Source organism: Streptomyces sp. NPDC058985, assembly GCF_042740985.1.
GTDB lineage: Bacteria > Actinomycetota > Actinomycetes > Streptomycetales > Streptomycetaceae > Streptomyces.
Window position 1 is genome coordinate 119,672 of record NZ_JBHYJX010000015.1, and the last position, 21,174, is coordinate 140,845.

Consider the following 21,174-nt stretch of genomic DNA (forward strand, 5'->3'; position numbering starts at 1 on the left):
GGACACCTCGGCTTGAAGCCCCCAGGACGGTACGCCAGCCGCGATGGCATTCAATCACTTACCGGCAGGCGTGCACGACGCCTTGGTCCCATTGTCCGTCACGCCAGTGACAGACTCGGTGCCGATGGCCAAGAATCACCGACCCGATCGACCCCCGGCGGAGCCCGGCTCCCGGCCGGGTCCAGGCACGGTCCTGGACCGGCTCGCCGCGGGACCGAGTCGGGCTGCGCGCATCACTCATACGGAGCACTTGCCCCCGCGTGCGGGCCGTCATGCCCGCTGGCCGGACCGGATTCGGCCGGAGGTCGTCGCCGCCGTGCAGGCCGCGGGTATCGAACGCCCGTGGGCCCACCAGGCACGGGTCGCCGAGCACGCCCTGGACGGCGACTCCGTGGTGGTCGCCACCGGCACCGCCTCCGGCAAGTCGCTGGCCTATCTGGTGCCGGTGCTCTCGACGCTGCTGGACGGCTCCGAGGCCCCCAACGGACGCGGCGCCACCACCCTCTACCTCGCCCCGGCCAAGGCGCTCGCGGCCGATCAGTGCCGGTCGGTGAAGGAACTTTCACAACCCCTCGGCACGGCCGTCCGCGCCGCGGTCTACGACGGCGACACGCCGTTCGAGGAACGCGAGTGGATCCGCCAGTACGGCACCTACGTGCTGACCAACCCGGACATGCTGCACCGCGGCATCCTGCCGTCCCACCCCCGCTGGTCCTCCTTCCTGAAATCGCTTAAGTACGTCGTCGTCGACGAGTGCCACACCTACCGCGGCGTCTTCGGCTCCCACGTCGCGCAGGTGCTGCGCAGGCTGCGCCGACTGTGCGCCCGCTACGGCGCGTCGCCCGTGTTCCTCCTCGCCTCCGCCACGGCCGCCGAGCCGTCGGTGGCGGCCCGCCGGCTCACCGGGCTCCCGGTCGTCGAGGTCGCGGACGACGCCTCACCACGCGGTGAACTGGTGTTCGCCCTGTGGGAGCCGCCGCTGACCGAGCTGGAGGGCGAGAAGGGCGCCCCGGTGCGCCGCACGGCCACCGCCGAGGCAGCCGACCTGCTCACCGACCTCACCGTCCAGGGCATGCGGTCGATCACCTTCGTACGGTCCCGGCGCGGCGCCGAGCTGATCTCGGTGATCGCCCAGGAGCGCCTCGCCGAGGTCGACCGCTCCCTGACCCGGCGCGTGGCGGCGTACCGCGGCGGCTACCTCCCCGAGGAACGCCGCGCCCTGGAGCGCGCCCTGCACTCCGGCGAACTCCTCGGTCTCGCGGCGACCAACGCCCTCGAACTGGGCCTCGACATCTCCGGCCTGGACGCCGTGGTGATCGCGGGGTACCCGGGCACCCGGGCATCCCTGTGGCAGCAGGCGGGGCGGGCCGGTCGCGCGGGGCAGGGGGCCCTGGCGGTGCTGGTCGCCCGGGACGACCCGCTGGACACCTTCCTCGTCCACCACCCCGAGGCGCTGTTCGACCAGCCCGTCGAGTCGACCGTCCTCGATCCCGACAACCCCTACGTCCTCGCCCCCCACCTGTGCGCGGCGGCGGCCGAGCTGCCCCTGACCGAGGAGGACCTGAAGCTCTTCGGTCCCGCCTGCGAGGAGCTGCTGCCCCAGCTGGAGGCGGCCAAGCTGCTCCGCCGGCGGACCCGGGCCTGGCACTGGACACGCCGGGAGCGGGCCGCCGACCTGACGGACATCCGCGGGGAGGGCGGGCGTCCGGTCCAGGTCGTCGAGGCCGGTACGGGGCGGCTGCTGGGCACGGTGGACGCCGGTGCCGCCCACACGAGCGTCCACGAGGGCGCGGTCCACCTCCACCAGGGGCGCACCTATCTCGTCCGCTCGCTCGACCTGGAGGACTCCGTCGCCCTGGTCGAACAGGCCACCCCCGCCTACTCGACGGTCGCCCGCGACACGACGGCGATCTCGGTCCTGGAGACCGACATCGAGGTCCCCTGGGGCGACGGACGCCTGTGCTACGGCTCCGTCGAGGTCACCAACCAAGTGGTCTCCTTCCTCCGCCGGCGCCTCATCACCGGCGAGGTCCTGGGCGAGACGAAGCTCGACCTCCCGCCTCGGACGCTGCGCACGCGCGCGGTGTGGTGGACGGTCACCGAGGACCAGCTCGACGCGGCCCGGATCAACCCGGAGATCCTCGGCGGCGCCCTGCACGCCGCCGAGCACGCCTCCATCGGCATGCTGCCGCTGTTCGCGACCTGCGACCGCTGGGACATCGGCGGGGTGTCGATCCCGCTGCACCCGGACACGCTGCTCCCCACCGTCTTCGTGTACGACGGCCACCCCGGCGGCGCGGGTTTCGCCGAGCGCGCCTTCCACACGGCCCGTGAATGGCTTACGGCCACCCGGGAGGCCATCGCCTCCTGCGAGTGCGACGCCGGCTGTCCGTCCTGCATCCAGTCGCCCAAATGCGGCAACGGGAACGACCCGTTGCACAAGCGGGGGGCGGTGCGGCTGCTCACGGTGCTGCTGCGGGGCGCGGAGGCGGCGACAGCGGCGGTGGAGGCCCAGTAGGCAAGGGTTCGGTGGGGCGGGGTTCGGTGGGGCGGGGTTCGGTGAGCCGAGGTTCGGGCCGGGCGTCGGTTGGCCGGGGCTCGGTGGGGCGGGGTTCGGTGGGCCGAGGTTCGGGCCGGGCTTCGGTTGGCCGGGGCTCGGTGGGCTGACGCCCGGTGGGCAGGCCCGGGCCCGCCCTCGCACGGACCTCCGCCGCGAAGGGGCCCCGGCCCGACGCCGCCGACACGTCCGAGACCTGCCCGGTCAGCACGCAGCGCACCAACCGCGCGCCCTGGGCCCGCGCGACCCGGTCGGCCTCGGCACACGCCGCCGTGCCGCCCCGGTCCCAGTGGTCCGCCGCCGCCAGCGCGGCCAGATCGGCGCCCCCGGCGGCGCGGTGCCGGGCCACCACCGCCTGTCCCAGGGCCAGCACGAGGCCGAACACCAGGCACAGGACGGCGACGGCACCCACACTCCAGACCGTGGCGGACCCCTGGTCGTGAGCGCGCCTCACGGCTCCGCCCCCACCGCTCGCTCCGCCGGCGCCACGGCCTCCTCCCGTACCTCGAAAGGCAGGCCGTGCAACGCCGGCGGCTCGGCCACCACGGTCACCCGGACCAGGCCCGCCTCCCGGGCGACCGTGACGCGTGCCCCGCGCGGCGCCGCCTCCCGGGCCAGCTCGACGACCGCGCCGTCCGGGTCCTGGCGTGCCGCCGCACGTGCGCCGGCGCGGGCCGCGTCCACACACTGGATCTGGGCGGCCACCACCAGCAGCCCCCACACCAGTGCCATCGCGAACACCACCAACACCGGCAGCACCACGGCCGTCTCGGCGGTCACGAACCCTCCGTCCGAGCGGCGGCCGCACCCCCGGCGTGCCGCCGGCACGGCCTCCGTCCCCGCCGTCCGCTCACATCCGCGCATCGAGCGCCCGCTTCACGATGCCCTGCAACTCGGCGCTGACCGTACCGCTCGTCACGACCTTGTAGAGGACCACGGCGAAGGCCACCGCCGCGACGATCCCCATCGCGTACTCCGACGTGACCATGCCCGCGTCCCGCCCCACGCCCCGTCCCCGCAGCGCCGTCCGTGCTCCGCACACCAGGGCACGCAGCCGTGCCCGTACCGCCTGATACATCTCAACCCCCGTGAGGTTCGGTCCCGTTGTTCACTCGCTCGTCCTTCTGGTCACTCGCTCTCCGGCCCGCGCCGGTACACCCGCTTCCGTCAGCGACCACCTCCTCCGTCTCCCAGCACACCGCCGGCCAGCCCGATGACGACCGGCAGTACGCCCACCGCGATGAAGGCGGGCAGGAAGCACAGCCCCACCGGCGCGGTGACCATGACGGCCGCCCGGCGGGCCCGAGCCGTCGTGGTGCGGGCCCAGTCGGCGCGGGCCTGGGCGGCGAGCCGGGCGGCCGGACCTGCCGCGGGCAGTCCCGAGACGTCGGCCCGTTCCAGCAGCCGCGCCAGCGGACCGGCGCCCGGAATCTCGGCCAACCCCCGCCAGGCACGCTCCGGTTCACCGCCGAGTCGCACCTCCGCGGCGCCCCGCCCCAACGCCTCTCCCACGGGCCCGTCCAAGGCGTCCCCGACCGCCCGCGCGGCGGTCACCGGACTCGCTCCCGCGGCGACACAGGCCGCCACCAGATCGGCCGCCAAGGGCAGTTGACGCGCGGCCTGTGCGGCGGTTGTCCCCGCCTCGGACGTACCGGCGGCCGGACGTCGGGAGCGTCGCCGCCACAGCCACGCCGCGCCCGCCAGTCCCACGACGGCACCGACGGCACCCCCGACCGCGACCCAGCCGGCACACACCGTGCCCAGCAGCGGCAGCCACGCGCGGGCGAGGGCCCTCACCTCCTCGGTGCGTCGTGGCGTCACGGCGACCGGGACCGGCGTCAGCAGCCCCGTGAGCCGCCTGTGCACCGTCCGCTCCCGCCGCGCGGCTCCGAGCATCCGCGCCGGCCAGACGACCGCCGCCAGAACCCCCACCACCACCCCCAGCCTGTGGACAACGTCACCGCTCACGACACCGCCTCCGCTCCGCGCACGATCCGCGTCACCCACCACACGCCCAGGCCCTCCAGCAGCCCGCCGGCCAGCAGGCAGCCGAGCCCCGCTCCGGTGTGCAGCAGCACGTGCAGCGGATCGGCGCCGAGAGCGACGCCGAGCAGGAGACCGAGGACCGGCAGACCCGCGAGCATCACCGCCGTGGCCCGGGCGCCCGCCAACTGGGCGCGCAGGTCGGAGCGCTGATCCCGTTCGGCACGCAACGCGGCCTCCAGCCGGTCGAGTCCCGCGGCCAGCCCCGCCCCTTGGTCGACGGCGACCCGCCAGCAGGCGGCGAGACCCCGCAGCCCCTCGGCGCCCGGCTGCCGCGCCGCCGCCGCGAGCGCCGCGGGAACGTCCCCGCCGAACCGGGCCGCCGCCAGCACGGCGGCCTGCGCGTCCCCCAGCCCGCCGGAGTCACGCTCGGCGCACAACAGCGCCTCGCCCGGCTGCCGGCCCGCCCGCACTTCCCCGGCGAGCGCTCCGCAGAGCGCGAGCACCGCGTCCTGCCGCCGCTCCCGGGCCCGCCTCTCATCGCCGGCCAGCCGCGTCCGCCGCAGTACCGGCACCCCGGCCGCTCCCGCGAGCAGCGGCAGCACCGAGGCGCCCAGCAGCGCCAGCACCAGCCCCGCGGCCGGGGACCACCACTCGAACCCCAGCCGGCCAAGGGCCCGCCACAGCCGCTCCGTCACCCGGCGCACCGAGGGCGGTCCGGTCCCGCCCTCAGCCCTTTTCGCCAGCACCGCCCGCGCGCGTCGTACGCCGGAGTGCCATCCGCCCGCCAGCCAGGCGGCGGTCCCCAGGCACGCCAGGGCCACACCCGTCGACAGCTCACCCGCTCCGGTCACCGTCATCGCCCGCCTCCCGTCCTACGGGTCCGCCCGTCGAGCCCGTCGATCCCTCCGGCTCCTTCGAGTCCTCCGACTCCATCGAGCCTTCCGGCTCCTCCTGGCCCTCCGAATCCGTCGAGTCCCCGGAACCCTCCGAGCCCTCCGAGCCCTCCGAGCTCTCCGCGCCCTTCGCCACGCAGCAGCTCCCGCAGCCGCTCCCAACCGCGTTCGGCCACGAAGGCCGACGTGCCCCACCGCAGGGCCGGTACCGTCCGCACCAGCCCCGACGGGTCCCGCTCCAGTACGTGCACCTCGGCGATCCGACGCCCGCCGGTCCGGTCGCGGACCAGGTGCAGGACGACCGAGAGGGCGGCGGCGAGCTGGCTGTGCAGGGCCGCGCGGTCCAGGCCGGCCGCCGTGCCGAGCGCCTCCAGCCGGGCCGGTACGTCGGCGGCGGCGTTGGCGTGCACCGTCCCGCACCCGCCTTCGTGACCGGTGTTCAACGCCGCGAGCAGATGGACCACTTCGGGGCCGCGCACCTCGCCCACGACCAGCCGGTCCGGGCGCATGCGCAGCGCCTGCCGGACCAGGTCCTCAAGGGTGACCAGGCCCGCGGCCTCCTGGTTGGCGGGTCTGGTCTCCAGGCGGACGACATGCGGGTGATCCGGCCGCAGTTCGGCCGAGTCCTCGGCCAGCACGATGCGCTCGTCCGGTCCGACGAGCCCCAGCAACGCGCTCAGGAGCGTCGTCTTGCCGCTGCCCGTGCCTCCGCTGACGAGGAACGACAGCCGGGCTCGCAACAGGGCGCGCAGCACCCGGTCCCCGCCCGGCGGCACGGTCCCCGCCGCCGCCAGCTCGTCGAGCGTGAACGCGCGCGGGCGCACCACCCGCAGCGACAGGCAGGTGCAGCCGACGGCGACCGGTGGCAGCACCGCGTGCAGCCGGGTGCCGTCGGGCAGCCGGGCGTCCACCCACGGCCGGGCGTCGTCGAGCCTTCGTCCGGCGACGGTGGCGAGGCGCTGGGCGAGCCGCCGTACCGCCCCGGCGTCCGGGAAGGAGACCGGCGTGAGTTCCAGACCACCGCCCCGGTCGACCCAGACCCGGTCCGGTGCGGAGACCAGCACGTCGGTCACCGACGGGTCGGCGAGCAGCGGTTCCAGTGGCCCACTGCCGACCAGTTCCGACCTGAGCCGGGCCGCCGTGCCGAGGATCTCGGCGTCCCCGAGCACCCGCCCCTGTTCGCGCAGGGCCTGCGCCACGCGCGCGGGTGTCGGCTCCGCCCCGCTCTCGGCCAGCCACCTCCGCACCCCGTCGAGCATCCCGGGAGCGGGAGCCGATCCCTGAGACCCACCCGCGACCGAACCGGCCGACCGGACCGAACCGGCCGTCCGGACCGGACCGGCGCCACCCGAGGGCGTCCGGGAGGCCCAGCCGGGGACGACTCCGGCAGTCCGCCCCCTCGGCGTCTCGGAACCGCGCCCTCCGGATCCCTCGTCCACGGCACCCACTCCCCCGCCCAGCTCCCCCGCGAAGACCGAACCCACCGCGCTCACACCGCACCCCCCGTCTCCACCAGCGCCCGGTCCCAGAACTCCCGGCAGAAGCGCGCCAGGGGTCCGCGGGCGGACGTGCCCGGTGGGCGTCGGCTCTCCGTGGCGCGCAGGAGTCCCGACTCGACCGGCACCTCGCCGGCCAGGGGCAGTCCGAGCAGCCGGGCCACCTCGCGGTCGTCGAGTCCGGAGGCGTACGGCCCGCGTACCGCGACGCGGAGGTCGCGCAGGACCATGCCGACCGCGGTGGCCACCCGGCCGGCCGCCGCGACGGCCCGCAGCTCGGCGGGGACGACGAGGATCCCGACGTCGAGCTGGGCGAGGACCTCCGCGACGCCGTCGTCGATCCGGCGCGGCAGGTCGACGACGACCGTGCCGCCCCTGCGCCGGGCCGCGGCGAGCACCGCGCGGACGGCCTGCGCCGGTACCGCGACGCAGTCGCCCCGGTCCCAGCTGAGCACCCGCAGCGCATGCAGCTCCGGCAGCGACTCCTCCAGGGCGCCGCCCCCGACGCGTCCGCGCGAGGCGGCGAACGCGGGCCACCTCAGACCGTCGGCGGTCTCACCGCCGAGGAGGACGTCCAGACCCCCGCCCAGCGGATCGGCGTCCACCAGCAGGCTGCGCATCCCCTCCCGCGCGGAGGTGACGGCGAGCGCGCAGGCCAGCGTCGACGCTCCCGCGCCGCCCCGGCCGCCGATGACGCCGACGGTGAGGGCCGGCCGGCCGACGCCCTCGGTGACGTCGGCGATGCGGTCGACCAGCCACTGCTCGCCGTCGGGCAGCACCAGGACGTGGTCGGCGCCGATCTCGACGGCCCGCTGCCAGACCCCGGAGTCGTCCTGGTCGCGGCCGACGAGGACCACGCCCCGCCTCCGCGCCGCTCCGCGCACGCGCCGCGCGGCGTCGTCACCGACGATCACGAGCGGCGCGGCCTCCCAGCGCCCGAGCTGTCCGGACGTACCGCCCCCGGTCCCCCCGGCGGACGCCCCCGACACCGCCGGCAGCGAGTGGTGCACCTCCGGTGTGGCGCCGGCCGCGGCGCACAGGCGCAGCAGATCGTCGAGGAGTTCGGTGTCCTCGGTGACGATCAGCGGCCCGCCGTGCCGCCCTCCCGCGGTGGGCGGCGGATCGTGCGTGATGTTTCCGGCCATGGTTCGCTTCCCCCTTCGATTCGCGGCCGTGGGGAGAACCGGAAAGCGGTCCCCGCCTGAACGGCCGACATGACGCGTCCGGCAAAGAGATCCGGCCATGAAGTCGGCGCGGCCCGGACGCATGGGAATCACGGTGCGGCGAACGCGGAAATAGTGTGGATCTTGGTCCAAAACTGTGGACAAGTTGACGATTGTGAATATCGCCGTCACTCAAACCGGTGAGCCCTGCCGGGCTTCCCGTACTCGCGCCCACACCCCGTCCACACCGCGCCCGAACCCGTGCGCGGCTGCCGCAGAGCAGCCCGACGACTACACTGAGTAGTCGCTCATGGGCATGACAACAGGACCCCGTACGTCACCACGACACGGAGACCGGAACGGGACGAGAGCCGGAAAACCCACCCGGACATGCGACGACCCCCGCCGGGGGGGAGAGCGGGGGTCGTCTCCACGGCCGACTCGGGGGGGGAGGAGTCGGACCGGGTTAGCACGGTCGCGAACGATCCGTGACTTCCATGGTGTACCCGAGAGCCTTCTCAGGCAAACCCACACGCCCCACCTTACGCCGAATGGGCTGCGCCTATGCTCGGGGTCGTGGAAAACCCCTCCTTGCCCCACTCCATGCCTCGCACAGCGGCCTTCTTCGACCTGGACAAGACGGTCATTGCGAAGTCGAGCACACTGACGTTCAGCAAGTCGTTCTACCAAGGCGGACTGATCAACCGCAGGGCTGTGTTGCGTACCGCATACGCCCAGTTCGTCTTCCTCGCCGGAGGGGCCGACCACGACCAGATGGAGCGGATGCGGGAGTACCTGTCCGCACTGTGCCGGGGCTGGAACGTCCAGTTGGTCAAGGAACTGGTCGCCGAGACCCTGCACGACCTGATCGACCCGATCATCTACGACGAGGCCGCCTCCCTGATCGAGGAGCACCACACCGCCGGCCGCGACGTCGTGATCGTCTCCACGTCGGGCGCCGAGGTCGTCGAACCGATCGGTGAACTGCTGGGCGCGGACCGGGTGGTGGCGACCCGCATGATCGTGGGCGACGACGGCTGCTTCACCGGAGAGGTGGAGTACTACGCGTACGGGCCCACGAAGGCGGCGGCGATCCGAGAGCTGGCCGGGTCGGAGGGCTACGACCTGTCCCGCTGCTACGCCTACAGCGACTCGGCGACCGACCTGCCGATGCTGGAGGCCGTCGGCCATCCCCACGCGGTGAACCCGGACCGGGCGCTGCGCCGCGAGGCCCTCACGCGCGGGTGGCCGATTCTCGACTTCCACCGGCCGGTGCGGCTCAAGCAGCGGATCCGAGGGTTCTCCGTCCCGCCCCGCCCGGCCCTGGTGGCCGCCGCGGCGGTCGGCGCCGCGGCGGCCACCGCGGGCCTCGTCTGGTACGCGAGCCGACGGAGGTCCGCGGCGGCAGCCTGACGGCACGCCGATCCAGTAGGGCCCTTTCACCCGCGTATGAGCGCAAAAGTAAAGAAGTGCGGCGAGCACTTCCGCTTGTCCGGGGGCAGGAGTACAAAGGAATCAACGGCCCGCGAGACCAAGGACATCCGAAAGGATCACCTTAGAGAACGCATTTGGCCCCACGGACCGAGCATGGCCACTGGGCACCCACGCGACGTCGACCCGTCGATTACGGGCCAGCCGCACCAGGTGACGGGCAAAGTACCCGGCCTGATGGGCAACACACCGAGGACGCTTGGTACCCCGGTGGACATGCCAGCGGCGGTACGAACCTTCGTACCGCCGCATTTCTCTGCCCGGCGCCTATGCCGCCCCGCGCTGGAGCGCCTCGCACACCGCTGTCGACTCGCGCGCGCCCAGTGTCACCGCCCTGCCGCAGTGGGCGATCCAGGCGGCCATGCCCTCGGGAGTCCCCGAAACGTAGCCGTCGAGCGCCGCCAGGTAGGGCGCGCGCCCCAGTTCGGCGTAGCCGACCTCGGCCGGGCAGACCGACTTGGGGTCGAGGCCGCTGCCGACCAGGACGATGCGCTCGGCCGCGCGCGCGACCAGCCCGTTGTGGGAGGTGAAGGGCCGCAGGGCCAGGAGTTCACCGTGCACGACGGCGGCCGTCACCAGCGCCGGCGCGGAGCCGCCCGCCGTGACCAGCGCGGCGAGCCCGTCCAGCCGGCCGTGCGCCTCCCCGGCGCCGGGCAGCGGCAGTTCGACGAGCGGTTCGTCCACCGGCTCGCCCTCCTGGCGGGGCCGTCCCACCTGGTCCGCCTTGTCGGCGGCCGCGACCAGGTGCAGCCGGGCCAGCACCCGCAGCGGCGACTGACGCCAGATGGAGAGCAGTTGCCCCGCCTCGGCGGTCAGCCGCAGGGCCGCGCCCACCGCGCGTGCCTCGGCGTCACCGCTGAAGTCGGTCCGCCTGCGGACCTCCTCCAGGGCCCAGTCCGCGCCGGACAGCGCGGCCGAGCCCCGGGCGCCGCGCAGGGCCGCCTCGGAGGTGATCTCGTTGCTGCGGCGCCGCATGATCCGGTGGCCGTAGACGCGGTCCACGGCCTTGCGCACGGACTCCACGGACTCGGCCACGCCGGGCAGTGCGCCCAGGGCCGCGAGCGGATCGGCGGTCGCGCCTGTCGTACTCATGAGTACGACCCTACGCATCCCGGCGCCGCACCCCACGAATGAGTGGTCTTCTTCACGTATTACCGGCCCCGTGTGACACGGAAAGCTATCGAGCAGCTACGCTTGGTGAACATGAAAATTGGTTTCGTTGGGAAGGGCGGCAGCGGAAAGACCACCCTGTCCTCCCTGTTCGTCCGCCATCTCGCCGCCGGCGGCGCACCCGTCGTCGCGATCGACGCCGACATCAACCAGCACCTCGGGGCCGCGCTGGGCCTCGACGAGGCGGAGTCGGCCGCGCTGCCCGCGATGGGCGCGCACCTGCCGCTGATCAAGGACCACCTGCGCGGCACCAATCCGCGCATCTCCTCCGCCGAGACGATGATCAAGACGACGCCGCCCGGCGAGGGCTCACGCCTGCTGCGGGTGCGCGAGGACAACCCGGTGTACGACGCCTGCGCCCGGCCGGTCCAGCTCGACGGCGGGGCCGTCCGTCTGATGGTCACCGGCCCCTTCACCGACGCCGACCTGGGAGTGGCCTGCTACCACTCCAAGACGGGAGCGGTGGAGCTGTGCCTGAACCACCTGGTCGACGGCCGTGACGAGTACGTCGTGGTCGACATGACCGCCGGCTCGGACTCGTTCGCCTCCGGCATGTTCACCCGCTTCGACATCACGTTCCTCGTCGCCGAGCCGACCCGGAAGGGCGTCTCCGTCTACCGGCAGTACAAGGAGTACGCCCGCGACTTCGGCGTCACCCTGAAGGTCGTCGGCAACAAGGTGCAGGGACCGGACGACCTCGACTTCCTGCGCGAACAGGTCGGCGACGACCTCCTGGTGACCGTCGGGCACTCGGACTGGGTGCGCGCCATGGAGAAGGGCCGCCCGCCCCGGTTCGACCTCCTGGAGGACGTCAACGGCCGTGCGCTGCGCGCCTTGCGCACGGCCGCGGACGAGACGTACGAGTCGCGGGACTGGGAGCGCTACACGCGCCAGATGGTCCACTTCCACCTGAAGAACGCCCAGAGCTGGGGCAACGAGCGCACCGGGGCCGACCTGGCGGCGCAGGTCGACCCCGGCTTCGTGCTCGGCGAGGAGGTCGCCGCCCCCGTGTGACCCCCGCGCGGGGGCCGTCTGGCTACTGCTTGGCGGCCGGTGCCCCGGGGACGCCCTTCGGCGCCGGTGCGGGCGCGGCCGACAGGAAGGGCGCCCAGCCCTTCGCGGGGGCCTCGCCGACGCCGAGGGTGCGCAGCTTCTTCAGGACCTTCGGATCCTGTGCGTCCAGCCAGTCCGCGAGCTGCCGGAAGGAGACGCAGCGCACCTCCTTCTCGTTGCACATCTGCTCGATGGCCTCCTCGATGGCGCGCATGTAGGTGCCGCCGTTCCAGGACTCGAAGTGGTTACCGATGATCAGGGGTGCGCGGTTGCCGTCGTAGGCCCGCCGGAAGCCCTGGAGCAGGCTGTCACGCATCTGGTCGCCCCAGAACTCCCGCTTGGCGGGGTCGCCCTGGGTGGTGGTGCCCGACTGGTTGACCATGTAGTTGTAGTCCATGGTGAGCTGCTCGTAGGAGTGGCCGGGGAACGGCACGAGCTGCATCGAGAGGTCCCACAGGCCCTGCTTCTTGGCCGGCCAGACCTGGTTGTTGACGCCGCTGCTGTCGTAGCGGAAGCCCATCTCGCTCGCGGCCCGCACGAAGTTCTTCTGGCCCTCCAGGCACGGGGTGCGGGCGCCGATCAGCTCCTTGTCGTAGTCGAACGGAAGGGGCGACGCGTTCCTCGTCCCGGTGTTGGTCTTCCAGGACTTCACGAACTGCTTGGCCTGGCTGATCTCGTCCTTCCACTCCTCGACCGACCACTCGCCGACGCCGCCGCCGGCGCCGCAGAAGTGCCCGTTGAAGTGGGTGCCGATCTCGTTGCCCTCCAGCCACGCCAGACGCAACTGCTCGACGGTGTCGGCGATGCCCTGCTCGTCGTTGAAGCCGATGTCGGAGCGGCCCGGGGAATGCTGCGGCGGCCTGTACAGGTCCCGCTTCTCCTTCGGCAGCAGATACACGCCGCTCAGGAAGTACGTCATCGTGGCGTTGTTCTCCTTGGCCACTTCACGGAAGTGGGAGAACAATTTCTGACTGTCCTCACCCGCGCCGTCCCACGAGAAGACCACGAACTGCGGTGGCTTCTGGCCGGGCTTGAGCCGTTCGGGGCGCGGCAGGTGCGGCTGCGCCCCGGTGTACGCGGTGGAACCGTCGCCGATCAGCCGGACCGCGTTCTTCGGCGCCGGGGCGGCTTCCTTCCTTTCCCTCTGCGAGCCGTGTGTCCCTTCGCCGGAACCGCTGCCGCTGTCGAGCGCGCAACCGGCGAGCGCGGAGGCGCAGACCGCCGCGACCACGGTGCACGCGGCCATCCTGTGGGTGGTGGCCATGTTCCGCCCACCTTCTTCCTTCTCTCGGGCCAACGCCGACGAGGCGATGTCGGGTGCTGAGCCGGGCCGTGCCGTCAGCGCCGTCAAGGTGACACGGAAATGAGAGGGAATTAGTACGACAAGCCGATGAAATAACCGGTTCACTCGGTCGAGCGGTCCATTACTCCATTTGCGCGAAAAGCCTATGCCTTTTCTTTACTCTGAATTACGCTCTGTTTACTGAGCGCAATCACCGAGCGCTCTGGCATCCCGCCGCTGTACGCCGTGACCCACGGCCGCATGACCGCGACCGCGCAGCCCCGGAGGAGACGGGAAAAGATGTCAGCCTGCGTCCCCGCCCACGCCGATTCGGCCCGTGCCGAGCACGTCCACCCACCGCACAGCCCGCCGCCCCGCGGCCCCCGGCGCTTCCGCGTCGCGGGCGCCGACGTGTCGGCCGCCATCGCGGTCTTCCTGATCGCCCTGCCCCTCTCCCTGGGCATCGCCCTCGCCACCGGCGCCCCCCTCCAGGCAGGCCTCGTCGCCGCCGCGGTGGGCGGGATCGTCGCCGGGCGGATCGGCGGCTGCCCCCTGCAGGTCAGCGGCCCCGCCGCCGGCCTCACCGTGGTCACCGCCGACCTCATCCAGCAGTACGGATGGCGCACGACCTGCGCCATCACCGTCGTCGCCGGCCTCGCCCAACTGGGCCTCGGATGCCTGCGCGTGGCCCGTTCGGCCCTCGCGGTGAGCCCCGCCATCGTGCACGGCATGCTCGCCGGCATCGGCGTCACCATCGCCGTCGCCCAGCTGCACATCGTCCTCGGCGGCACCCCGCAGAGTTCCGTGCCCGACAACCTGGTCGCGCTCCCCGCGCAACTGGCGAACCTGCGCCCGGCCGACGTGGCGGTGAGCGTGCTGACGCTGACCCTGCTGACGTTCTGGCCCCGTGTTCCGGGCCGGGCCGGGCGGCTCCTGGGCAAGATGCCGGCCGCCCTGATCGCCGTCGCGGGCGCCACCGCGGTCGCCGCCCTCGCCGGACTCCGCCTGCCCAAGGTCGACCTGCCGTCCTGGAGCAGTCACGCACTGGCGACGCTGCCCGAGGGTCCGGTGCTCGGGCTGGTCGCGGCCGTCCTCACCACCACGCTGGTGTGCAGTGTGCAGTCCCTGCTCGGCGCGGTCGCCGTGGACAAGCTGGTCGCCGCCCGGCCGGGGCCGACCGGCCGCGTCGAGCGCTCCAACCTCGACCGCGAGCTGCTCGGACAGGGCGCCGCCAACATCGTCTCCGGATCACTCGGCGGACTGCCCATCGCCGGGGTGGCCGTGCGCAGTTCCGCGAACGTGGCGGCGGGCGCCGTCAGCCGGAACTCCACGATGCTGCACGGCGTTCTCGTAGTGATCGCCGCGCTCCTGCTGGTCCCGGCGCTGGAGCTGATCCCGCTCGCCTCGCTCGCCGCCCTGGTGATGTCCGTCGGCCTCAAGATGGTCTCGCTGAACCACATCCGTACGGTGACCCGCCACCGTGAGGTGCTGGTCTACGCGGTCACCACCACCGGTGTGGTGTTCCTCGGCGTCCTGGAGGGCGTTGCCCTGGGCATCGCCGTCGCCGTCGCCGTGGCCCTGCACCGGCTCACCCGCATGCGCATCACCCACGACGAGGCCGAAGGCGTCCACCACGTCCACGTACGGGGCCAGTTGACGTTCCTCGCGGTGCCCCGGCTCAGCCGGATCCTGCACCAGGTGCCGCACGGATCGGCCGCCGTCGTGGAGCTGGACGGGTCGTTCATGGACCACGCGGCGTTCGAGACGCTGCAGGACTGGCAGAAGACGCACACCGCGCAGGGCGGCTCCGTCGACATCACCGGCCGCCGTCCCGGCACCCGCATCTCCGAACCGGCGGACACGGACAACTGCCGCTGCCGCCCCTGGACCCCCTGGCGCAACCACCAGTGCGAACGGCCGCCCACCGCGCCCCCGCCCGGCACCGGCCGGCCGGATGCCACCGGCGCCGCCGGCGACGCCCCCGACACGGCCCCCGGTGCCGCCGACGGACGCGAACTCGCGCGCGGCATCAGCGCCTTCCAGCGCAACACCGCCCCCCTGGTCCGCGGCGAGCTGGCCCGGCTGGCCCGGGAGGGACAGCAGCCCTCCCAGCTCTTCCTGACCTGCGCCGATTCCCGGGTCGTCACATCGATGATCACCTCCAGCGGCCCCGGCGACCTCTTCGTCGTACGCAATGTGGGCAACTTCGTGCCGCTGCCCGGCGACGAGGGCGACGACTCGGTGGCCGCCGCGATCGAGTACGCGGTGGACGTACTGAAGGTGCGGTCCATCACCGTGTGCGGGCACTCCGGGTGCGGAGCCATGCAGACGCTGCTCAGCGCCGAGCCCGGCGGCAGACAGACGCCGCTCAAGAGGTGGCTGCGGCACGGGCTGCCGAGCCTGGAGCGCCTGCCCGAGGACGACGGCACCCTGCCCCGGCTCGCGGGACGCGGGCCCGCCGACGCGGCGGAGCAGCTCTGCCTGGCCAACGTGGTCCAGCAGTTGGAGCACCTGCGGGCTTATGAGTCGGTGTCCCGGGCCCTGGGCACGGGCGACCTGGAACTGCACGGCATGTACTTCCATGTCGGCGAGGCCCAGTCGTACCTGCTGGCCGAGGGCGGCGGGGAGGCCGTGTTCGAGCGGGTGCTGGAGACCGACCTGACCGCCTGACCGCCCCTGGGGTGTGACGGGCGTTACAGAGGCTGAACTCGGCACCACCGACGTCCGTGGGTACGGGTGACCAGGGCCGTGAAGGGAACGCGGCGAAGGAACACGACAGGTCTAAACCAATTGCCCGTCGGCCCTTGTCACCGGCCCCCCGGGTCTGATGAGCTGTGGCCTGGGACACAACGGACAACCCTGAGAAAGGGAGATGTCGTGAGCAACGAATCCTTGGCCAACCTGCTCAAGGAAGAACGCAGGTTCGCACCCCCCGCCGACCTGGCCGCGAACGCCAACGTCACGGCAGAGGCGTACGAACGGGCCAAGGCAGACAGGCTCGGTTTCTGGGCCGAGCAGGCCCGCCGGCTGACCTGGGCCGAGGAGCCGACCGAGACGCTCGACTGGTCGAATCCGCCGTTCGCCAAGTGGTTCAAGGACGGCAAGCTCAACGTCGCCTACAACTGCGTCGACCGGCACGTGGAGGCCGGGCACGGCGACCGCGTCGCCATCCACTTCGAGGGCGAGCCCGGCGACAGCCGCTCCGTCACCTACGCCGAGCTCAAGGACGAGGTCTCCAAGGCCGCCAACGCCCTGCTGGAGCTGGGCGTGCAGAAGGGCGACCGGGTCGCGGTCTACATGCCGATGATCCCGGAGACGGCGATCGCCATGCTGGCCTGCGCCCGGATCGGCGCCGCCCACTCGGTGGTCTTCGGCGGCTTCTCCTCCGACGCCCTCGCCACCCGCATCCAGGACGCCGACGCCAAGGTCGTCATCACCTCCGACGGCGGCTACCGGCGCGGCAAGCCGTCCGCGCTCAAGCCTGCCGTCGACGAGGCCGCCGAGCGGGCCGGCATCGTCGAGCACGTGCTCGTCGTCCGCCGCACCGGGCAGGACGTCGCCTGGGACGACTCCCGCGACAAGTGGTGGCACGAGACCGTCGACCGGCAGCCGGCCGAGCACACGCCCGAGGCGTTCGACGCCGAGCACCCGCTGTTCATCCTCTACACGTCCGGTACGACGGGTAAGCCCAAGGGCATCCTGCACACCTCCGGCGGCTACCTCACCCAGACGGCGTACACGCACTGGGCGGTCTTCGACCTCAAGCCGGAGACCGACGTCTACTGGTGCACCGCCGACGTCGGCTGGGTCACCGGGCACTCCTACATCGTCTACGGCCCGCTGGCCAACGGCGCGACGCAGGTCATGTACGAGGGCACCCCGGACACCCCGCACCAGGGCCGGTTCTGGGAGATCGTGCAGAAGTACAAGGTCTCCCTCCTCTACACCGCGCCCACCGCGATCCGGACGTTCATGAAGTGGGGCGACGACATCCCCGCGAAGTTCGACCTGTCCTCCCTGCGCGTCCTCGGCTCGGTCGGCGAGCCGATCAACCCCGAGGCATGGGTCTGGTACCGCAAGAACATCGGCGCGGACGCGACCCCGGTCGTGGACACCTGGTGGCAGACCGAGACCGGCGCGATGATGATCACACCGCTGCCCGGCGTGACCGAGGCCAAGCCCGGCTCCGCCCAGCGCGCGCTGCCCGGCATCTCCGCCACCGTCGTCGACGACGAGGCGAACGAGGTGCCGAACGGCGGAGGCGGCTACCTGGTCCTCACCGAGCCGTGGCCGTCGATGCTGCGCACCATCTGGGGCGACGACCAGCGGTTCATCGACACGTACTGGTCGCGTTTCGAGGGCAGGTACTTCGCGGGCGACGGCGCCAAGAAGGACGACGACGGCGACATCTGGCTCCTCGGCCGGGTCGACGACGTGATGCTCGTCTCCGGCCACAACATCTCCACCACCGAGGTCGAGTCGGCCCTCGTCTCCCACCCCTCGGTCGCCGAGGCGGCCGTGGTCGGCGCGGCCGACGAGACGACCGGACAGGCCATCGTGGCCTTCGTGATCCTGCGCGGCACGGCGGCGGAGTCCGAGGACCTGGTCGCCGAGCTGCGAGGCCACGTCGGCACCGCGCTCGGCCCGATCGCCAAGCCCAAGCGGATCCTGCCGGTGGCCGAGCTGCCGAAGACCCGCTCCGGCAAGATCATGCGGCGCCTGCTGCGGGACGTGGCGGAGAACCGCCAGCTCGGAGACGTCACCACCCTGACCGACTCCACCGTCATGGACCTCATCCAGACGAAGCTCCCCGCGGCACCCAGCGAGGACTGAACCACCCGTTCCGAGGGCACCCGGCGACACCGCCGGGTGCCCTTTTCGCGCGCTTGGCACCCTTATGCACAGTTGCAAAGATCACCCGGCCACCGCGCCAGGGTTTGGGTACCCTAAAAAGCGCGTAAGAGAACCCACAAGATCCTCATGGTGTGCCGGGAAGTCTGGTCGGCGAGTGCTTCAGTGCTGCCCACAGACCGGAGGTCTGCCCCGTGACCGCGCCCCACACCCCCCGCAAAGCCTTCGGACGCCTGTCCCTCCCGGAACGGAACTACGTCGCGGAGGCGCTGCGCACCGAGACCCTCGGCGGTGTGCTGCTGCTGGTCGCCGCGGTCGCCGCACTGGTGTGGACGAACATACCGGCGCTGCACGACAGCTACGAGAGCGTCAGCGACTTCCACTTCGGCCCCGCGGCCATCGGCCTGGACCTCTCCGTCGCACACTGGGCCGCCGACGGGCTCCTGGCGATCTTCTTCTTCGTCGCCGGCATCGAGCTCAAGCGCGAACTCGTCGCCGGTGACCTCAAGGACCCCAAGGCCGCCGCCCTCCCCGTGGTGGCCGCCCTGTGCGGCATGGTCGTACCGGCCCTCGTCTACACCGTCACCGCCACCACGGGCGGCGGCTCCCTGGCCGGCTGGGCCGTGCCCACCGCCACCGACATCGCCTTCGCGCTCGCGGTGCTCGCCGTCATCGGCACGTCCCTGCCGAGTGCCCTGCGCGCGTTCCTGCTGACGCTCGCGGTCGTCGACGACCTGTTCGCGATCCTGATCATCGCGGTCTTCTTCACGTCCGACCTGAACTTCGCCGCCCTGGGCGGCGCGGTCGTCGGCCTCGGCGTCTTCTGGCTGCTGCTGCGCAAGGGCGTGCGCGGCTGGTACGTGTACGTCCCGCTCGGCCTCGTGATCTGGGGGCTGATGTACAACAGCGGCATCCACGCCACCATCGCCGGTGTCGCGATGGGTCTGATGCTGCGCTGCCACCGGAACGAGGGCGAGGAGCACTCGCCGGGCGAGCACATCGAGCACCTGGTGCGCCCGCTGTCGGCGGGCCTGGCCGTGCCGCTCTTCGCGCTGTTCAGCGCGGGTGTGTCCATCTCGGGTGGAGCGCTCGCCGACGTGTTCACCAGGCCGGAGACCCTCGGTGTGGTGCTGGGCCTCGTGCTCGGCAAGACGGTCGGCATCTTCGGCGGCACCTGGCTGACCGCGCGCTTCACCAAGGCCTCGCTCAGCGACGACCTCGAATGGGCCGACGTGTTCGCGGTGGCGACGCTGGCCGGCATCGGGTTCACCGTCTCGCTGCTCATCGGCGAGCTGGCCTTCGAGGGCGACGCGGCGCTGACGGACGAGGTGAAGGCCGCCGTCCTCACCGGCTCGCTGATCGCGGCGGGCCTGGCGACGGTGCTGCTGAAGATACGGAACGCCAAGTACCGCGGGTTGGTGGCCAACGAGGAGCGCGACGACGACCTCAGCGGCGTACCGGACATCTACGAGGAGGACGACCCCGCCTACCACCTGCGCGTGGCCGCCATCTACGACAAGAAGGCCGCCGAGCACCGCCGGATCGCCGAGGAGATGGAGACCGCACGGCTTGCCGAAGTGAAGGGCGGGGCAGGCGATGAGGGCGGCGGTCCGGCATGATCTGACGAGACGGTACAGAAGACGGGACCGTTCGCACTCGGACCGGACGTATCGGGGCCGAGGACGGCGTCACGAAACCGTACGCAGATGAGCCAGCAGAAGAGGGAGACCGCGATGAGCGCACCCGACGGCAGCCCGGTCGGCACCGAACGCAGCATCGGCCAGCTGTTCGCCTCGGCGACCACCGAATTGTCGGCGCTCGTGCACGACGAGATCGCACTGGCCAAGGCGCAGCTGAGGCAGGACGTCAAGCGCGGGGCGACGAGCGGCGGCGCGTTCTCCGCGGCCGGGGCCGTCCTCCTGTTCTCGCTGCCGATGCTGAGCTTCGCGCTCGCCTACGCCATCCGGACCTGGAGCGGCTGGAACATGGCCGTCTGCTTCCTGCTGTCCTTCGCGGCGAACGTCCTCGTCGCGGCCCTCCTCGCGCTGATCGGCATCGTCTTCGCGAAGAAGGCCAAGAAGGGCAAGGGCCCGCAGAAGGTCGCCGCCTCGGTGAAGCAGTCGGCGGGCGTACTGCAGAACGCCAAGCCGCACCCGCGTCCGGAACTGCCCGCGGACCGGTCCCCCGAAGCCATCGAGGCTGTGGCACGCTCGTCCTCATGACCGGCTCCACCACCCCTTCGGGCCCGCCCCCCACCTCGGTCGTCCGGCCGGCCATGCCCGGCGGCCACGAGGTGATCCACCGGGACGTCGCGGCCAACGGCGCGCGCTTCCACATCGCCGAGCTGGGCGACGGGCCGCTGGTGCTGCTGCTGCACGGCTTCCCCCAGTTCTGGTGGACCTGGCGGCACCAGCTCGTGGCGCTCGCCGACGCCGGATTCCGCGCGGTCGCCATGGACCTGCGCGGCGTCGGCGGCAGCGACCGCACCCCGCGCGGCTACGACCCCGCCGGCCTGGCCCTGGACATCACCGGGGTGGTCCGCTCGCTCGGCGAGCCCGACGCCGCGCTGGTCGGCCACGATCTGGGCGGCTACCTGGCCTGGACGGCCGCGGCGATGCGGCCCAAGCTGGTGCGGCGGCTCGCGGTCTCCTCGATGCCGCACCCCCGGCGCTGGCGCTCGGCCATGCTCGGAGACGTCCGGCAGAGCCGGGCGGGCTCCTACATCTGGGGGTTCCAGCGCCCGTGGGTGCCGGAGCGTCAGCTCACCGCGGACGACGGCGCGCTGGTCGGCCGGCTGCTCCACGACTGGTCGGGGCCGCGGCTGCTGGACGAGGAGGCGGTGACGGCGTACCGGCGCGCGATGTGCGTCCCGTCCACGGCGCACTGCTCCGTCGAGCCGTACCGCTGGCTGGTGCGTTCGCTGGCCCGTCCGGACGGCATCCAGTTCTACCGCCGCATGAAGCGGCCGGTGCGCGTGCCGACCCTGCACCTGCACGGTTCGCTCGACCCTGTGATGCGGACGCGGAGCGCGGCCGGGTCCGGGCAGTACGTCGAAGCGCCGTACCGCTGGCGGCTGTTCGACGATCTCGGCCACTTCCCGCACGAAGAGGACCCGGTCGCGTTCTCGACCGAACTGATCAACTGGCTGAAGGATCCCGAACCCGATCGGTGACGGAACGAACGCACCCCGCATCCGAACCAGAACGCTTGTCCTATGAACGGCCACTTGCCT

General features: G+C 72.5%; 16 protein-coding genes and 1 pseudogene. 8 read left to right on the forward strand and 9 right to left on the reverse strand.

Annotated elements, in window-relative coordinates; translation table 11 throughout:
* Window positions 1–43: 43 nt before the first annotated feature.
* The gene (locus ACFW01_RS16365) at window positions 44–2,518 is read left to right on the forward strand and encodes a DEAD/DEAH box helicase (RefSeq protein WP_384504152.1); all 2,475 of its coding nucleotides are present in this window, start codon (window positions 44–46) and stop codon (window positions 2,516–2,518) included.
* Between the two features lie 157 nt (window positions 2,519–2,675).
* On the opposite strand, the pseudogene ACFW01_RS16370 reads toward ACFW01_RS16365, so the two are convergent.
* From ACFW01_RS16370 to ssd, 7 genes and pseudogenes are all read right to left on the reverse strand, one after another.
* Window positions 2,676–3,011 (reverse strand): annotated as a pseudogene (locus tag ACFW01_RS16370) (Rv3654c family TadE-like protein); the annotation flags it as partial.
* Window positions 3,008–3,421: a TadE family type IV pilus minor pilin gene (locus ACFW01_RS16375; RefSeq protein ID WP_234959441.1), complete on the reverse strand. Its 414-nt coding sequence runs from the start codon at window positions 3,419–3,421 to the stop codon at window positions 3,008–3,010. The pseudogene ACFW01_RS16370 and the gene ACFW01_RS16375, both read right to left, overlap by 4 nt.
* Window positions 3,408–3,635: a DUF4244 domain-containing protein gene (locus tag ACFW01_RS16380; protein ID WP_234959440.1), complete on the reverse strand. Its 228-nt coding sequence runs from the start codon at window positions 3,633–3,635 to the stop codon at window positions 3,408–3,410. Before ACFW01_RS16380 ends, ACFW01_RS16375 begins: the two co-directional genes overlap by 14 nt.
* A gap of 89 nt (window positions 3,636–3,724) precedes the next feature.
* Complete coding sequence (locus ACFW01_RS16385) at window positions 3,725–4,525, reverse strand: type II secretion system F family protein (protein WP_234959439.1); 801 nt, start codon at window positions 4,523–4,525, stop codon at window positions 3,725–3,727.
* Window positions 4,522–5,400, reverse strand: a complete 879-nt coding sequence (locus ACFW01_RS16390; RefSeq protein ID WP_384504155.1) for a type II secretion system F family protein — start codon at window positions 5,398–5,400, stop codon at window positions 4,522–4,524. The genes ACFW01_RS16385 and ACFW01_RS16390 overlap by 4 nt, the downstream gene beginning before the upstream one ends.
* Window positions 5,397–6,695, reverse strand: coding sequence for a TadA family conjugal transfer-associated ATPase (locus ACFW01_RS16395; protein WP_384504157.1), 1,299 nt, complete (start codon window positions 6,693–6,695; stop codon window positions 5,397–5,399). The genes ACFW01_RS16390 and ACFW01_RS16395 overlap by 4 nt, the downstream gene beginning before the upstream one ends.
* Before the next feature lie 230 nt (window positions 6,696–6,925).
* Window positions 6,926–8,077: a septum site-determining protein Ssd gene (gene ssd, locus ACFW01_RS16400; RefSeq protein ID WP_234959437.1), complete on the reverse strand. Its 1,152-nt coding sequence runs from the start codon at window positions 8,075–8,077 to the stop codon at window positions 6,926–6,928.
* A 582-nt stretch (window positions 8,078–8,659) separates the two neighbouring features.
* Between ssd and ACFW01_RS16405 the strand changes: the two genes are divergently transcribed.
* Window positions 8,660–9,508: an HAD family hydrolase gene (locus ACFW01_RS16405; protein ID WP_384504159.1), complete on the forward strand. Its 849-nt coding sequence runs from the start codon at window positions 8,660–8,662 to the stop codon at window positions 9,506–9,508.
* 345 nt (window positions 9,509–9,853) lie between these two features.
* Here ACFW01_RS16405 and ACFW01_RS16410 read toward each other — a convergent pair whose 3' ends face one another.
* Window positions 9,854–10,678 (reverse strand): oxidoreductase, encoded by an 825-nt coding sequence (locus ACFW01_RS16410; protein ID WP_122616807.1) that lies wholly within the window; start codon window positions 10,676–10,678, stop codon window positions 9,854–9,856.
* A gap of 111 nt (window positions 10,679–10,789) precedes the next feature.
* Here ACFW01_RS16410 and ACFW01_RS16415 point away from each other — a divergent pair, with 111 nt between their 5' ends.
* Window positions 10,790–11,770, forward strand: a complete 981-nt coding sequence (locus ACFW01_RS16415) for an ATP-binding protein (RefSeq protein WP_234959434.1) — start codon at window positions 10,790–10,792, stop codon at window positions 11,768–11,770.
* A gap of 22 nt (window positions 11,771–11,792) precedes the next feature.
* Here the strand turns inward: ACFW01_RS16415 and ACFW01_RS16420 are convergent, their stop codons facing one another.
* Window positions 11,793–13,073 carry a hypothetical protein gene (locus ACFW01_RS16420; protein ID WP_234959433.1) on the reverse strand — a complete coding sequence of 427 codons (1,281 nt, stop codon included), beginning with the start codon at window positions 13,071–13,073 and terminating at the stop codon, window positions 11,793–11,795.
* 318 nt (window positions 13,074–13,391) lie between these two features.
* On the opposite strand from ACFW01_RS16420, the gene ACFW01_RS16425 reads away from it, so the two are divergent.
* From ACFW01_RS16425 to ACFW01_RS16445, 5 genes are all read left to right on the forward strand, one after another.
* Complete coding sequence (locus tag ACFW01_RS16425; RefSeq protein ID WP_384504162.1) at window positions 13,392–15,761, forward strand: bifunctional SulP family inorganic anion transporter/carbonic anhydrase; 2,370 nt, start codon at window positions 13,392–13,394, stop codon at window positions 15,759–15,761.
* 207 nt (window positions 15,762–15,968) lie between these two features.
* Entirely contained in the window at window positions 15,969–17,924 is a 1,956-nt protein-coding gene (gene acs, locus ACFW01_RS16430; protein ID WP_234959431.1) for an acetate--CoA ligase, read from the forward strand.
* Window positions 17,925–18,136: 212 nt separating this feature from the next.
* Window positions 18,137–19,561, forward strand: a complete 1,425-nt coding sequence (gene nhaA / locus ACFW01_RS16435) for a Na+/H+ antiporter NhaA (protein WP_234959430.1) — start codon at window positions 18,137–18,139, stop codon at window positions 19,559–19,561.
* A gap of 114 nt (window positions 19,562–19,675) precedes the next feature.
* On the forward strand, window positions 19,676–20,164 hold the full coding sequence (locus ACFW01_RS16440) for a phage holin family protein (RefSeq protein WP_234959530.1): 489 nt from the start codon (window positions 19,676–19,678) through the stop codon (window positions 20,162–20,164).
* The gene (locus ACFW01_RS16445) at window positions 20,161–21,114 is read left to right on the forward strand and encodes an alpha/beta fold hydrolase (protein ID WP_384504164.1); all 954 of its coding nucleotides are present in this window, start codon (window positions 20,161–20,163) and stop codon (window positions 21,112–21,114) included. Before ACFW01_RS16440 ends, ACFW01_RS16445 begins: the two co-directional genes overlap by 4 nt.
* Window positions 21,115–21,174: the final 60 nt, after the last annotated feature.

Excerpts from the sequence above, each read along its gene's own strand:
- ACFW01_RS16375 (WP_234959441.1), bottom strand. The coding sequence starts at position 3,421 with ATGCGCGGATGTGAGCGGACGGCGGGGACGGAGGCCGTGCCGGCGGCA.
- ACFW01_RS16415 (WP_234959434.1), top strand. The coding sequence starts at position 10,790 with ATGAAAATTGGTTTCGTTGGGAAGGGCGGCAGCGGAAAGACCACCCTG.
- ACFW01_RS16380 (WP_234959440.1), bottom strand. The coding sequence starts at position 3,635 with ATGTATCAGGCGGTACGGGCACGGCTGCGTGCCCTGGTGTGCGGAGCA.
- ACFW01_RS16390 (WP_384504155.1), bottom strand. The coding sequence starts at position 5,400 with ATGACGGTGACCGGAGCGGGTGAGCTGTCGACGGGTGTGGCCCTGGCG.
- ACFW01_RS16395 (WP_384504157.1), bottom strand. The coding sequence starts at position 6,695 with ATGCTCGACGGGGTGCGGAGGTGGCTGGCCGAGAGCGGGGCGGAGCCG.
- ACFW01_RS16410 (WP_122616807.1), bottom strand. The coding sequence starts at position 10,678 with ATGAGTACGACAGGCGCGACCGCCGATCCGCTCGCGGCCCTGGGCGCA.
- ACFW01_RS16425 (WP_384504162.1), top strand. The coding sequence starts at position 13,392 with ATGTCAGCCTGCGTCCCCGCCCACGCCGATTCGGCCCGTGCCGAGCAC.
- ACFW01_RS16420 (WP_234959433.1), bottom strand. The coding sequence starts at position 13,073 with ATGGCCACCACCCACAGGATGGCCGCGTGCACCGTGGTCGCGGCGGTC.
- ACFW01_RS16445 (WP_384504164.1), top strand. The coding sequence starts at position 20,161 with ATGACCGGCTCCACCACCCCTTCGGGCCCGCCCCCCACCTCGGTCGTC.
- ACFW01_RS16365 (WP_384504152.1), top strand. The coding sequence starts at position 44 with ATGGCATTCAATCACTTACCGGCAGGCGTGCACGACGCCTTGGTCCCA.
- ACFW01_RS16440 (WP_234959530.1), top strand. The coding sequence starts at position 19,676 with ATGAGCGCACCCGACGGCAGCCCGGTCGGCACCGAACGCAGCATCGGC.
- ssd (WP_234959437.1), bottom strand. The coding sequence starts at position 8,077 with ATGGCCGGAAACATCACGCACGATCCGCCGCCCACCGCGGGAGGGCGG.
- ACFW01_RS16405 (WP_384504159.1), top strand. The coding sequence starts at position 8,660 with ATGCTCGGGGTCGTGGAAAACCCCTCCTTGCCCCACTCCATGCCTCGC.